Genomic DNA, 1740 nt, shown 5'->3' with positions numbered 1-1740 from the left:
GCAGCACACCCGCCCACCAGGACGCGAGGACGCAGCCCGCCGTGCCGACGGCACCGGCCAGCACCCCGACCATGCCCGGCAGTACGCCCGCGGGCCGCTCCACCAGGTCGGGGTCGACCTCCACCACCGGCCGCGGCCGCACCGGGGCGGGCGCCCGCCGGGTGACCCTCGGCTGTTCGCCGGTGCCGCGCCGCCGGCTCACCACGGCGGGCGCGAGCGGTACGGACACCGGCTCGGGCTCGTCGCGGAACAGCAGGTGGACGGGGATCTCGGTGGTCGCCTCGTTGTGGATGAGCCGCGCCCCGCGGCCACCCGTGTCCCGACCGCCCGCCTCTGGGGCCCCCTCGAACTCCGGGGACTGTTCAGTCGTCGTACTCATACGTGCCTCCGTGCCTCCGCGCCAGGAAGAACTGTCATGAGAGAGCTGTCGTGAGAAGTGCCGTCGGGAGCCGTCCGAACCGGCCCGGCTCCCCGGGCCGTCCGGGCCCCTCGGGCCGTCCGGGCTCCTCGGGCCGTCCGGGCTCCTCAGGAGAAGAGCCGCCGCCAGGTCTCCGGACCCGGGTAGCCGTCGGCCGCCCCGCCGCGCCACCCCTGCGCACGCTGGAACGCCTCGACGTTGCGCCGGTCGCCCTCGCCCCAGCGCGGTCCCGGCCCCTGCGTGTAGTGCTTGCCGAACCCCTTCTTCACCAACTGCTTCCCGAGCCGGGTGACGTACTCGTTGCTGGCGCCCGGCCGGAACAACGCCCGCCCCGGATAGCCGGGGACGCCGTGCGAGGCGACACCTCCGGCCGGGGGCCGCCCGGGCTTGCCGGAACTGCCGCCGCTCGGGGCGACGATGTCCCGTCCCTTGTCACTCACCAGATACGCCCAGGTCGTCGGCCCCGGGAACCCGTCCGCGTCCGCCCCGGTCCAGCCCTGCGCCCGCTGGAACGCCTGGGTGGCCCTGCGGTCGGCCTCCGACCAGCGTGGTCCGGGCCCCGCCGAGTAGTACGTGCTCGCGCCCCGCTCGACCAGCATCCGCCCCAGCCGGGCGACGTTCGCGTTGGTCGCCCCGGGCCCGAAGGCCGCCGCTCCCGGGTAGGGCGGCGCCGCCGGTTTCGTCCCCGGAGAGGTGACGGGGGTGGCCGGAGTGGCCGGGGTGGCCGGGGTGGCCGGAGTCTTGGGGTCGACAGGAGAAGCCGGACCCTCGCCCTCCGTTCCCCCTTTCAGCCCCTTGTAGCGGTACGCCAGATAGCGGTCCGAATTCTTCCAGTAGGCGTACGGAGTGGCCTGCTTGCGGGCGCGCGGGCGGGTCTCCTCGTACGCGATGTAATAGTCCTGCGTGTAATCCGTCCAGCCCCCGAAAATCACGACGTGCGACCCCTTCTCGGGGTCCTCCGGATTGTGGAACAGGAGAATGTCACCGGGCTCCAGCTGCTCCCGGGGAATCCGGACGCCGAACTTGTCGAGGCTGCCTGTCCATTCGTTGCCGCCGAGGTTCCAGGCCATCGAGACGAAGCCCGAGCAGTCCTGGCGGTACCCGTCGGACCAGTACGTGTTCATGCTGTAGGGCACCTCGGCGGCGACCCACTCCTTGGCCCGGTTGATGATCTCGGCCCGGGTCGTCGGGGGTGCCTTGACCTTGGCCGGGACGCCTCCGGGGCCGTGGAGCGGGGTCTTGCCGCCCTGCGGTGTGTCGGGTTCGTCGGCCGCGGGGGCGCCGGGCCGCCGCGGGGCGTGCGCGGCGGCCGCGACGGCCGG

At 73.8% G+C, this 1740-nt stretch carries 1 protein-coding gene and 1 pseudogene; both read right to left on the bottom strand.

Going from position 1 to position 1740, the window contains the following annotated elements; all coding sequences use genetic code 11:
- Positions 1 to 379: pseudogene (locus O3Q52_RS52775) on the bottom strand (SPFH domain-containing protein); the annotation flags it as partial.
- 146 nt (positions 380 to 525) lie between these two features.
- The coding region (locus tag O3Q52_RS52770; protein WP_269655498.1) for a peptidoglycan-binding protein at positions 526 to 1740 on the bottom strand (1215 nt) is incomplete at its 5' end.

Origin of the sequence: Streptomyces sp. ActVer (assembly GCF_027270795.1) — a bacterium.
GTDB classification, from domain to species: domain Bacteria; phylum Actinomycetota; class Actinomycetes; order Streptomycetales; family Streptomycetaceae; genus Streptomyces; species Streptomyces umbrinus_A.
Note: the sequence above shows the minus strand (reverse complement) of the source record. Positions and strands in the feature narration are given on the sequence as shown.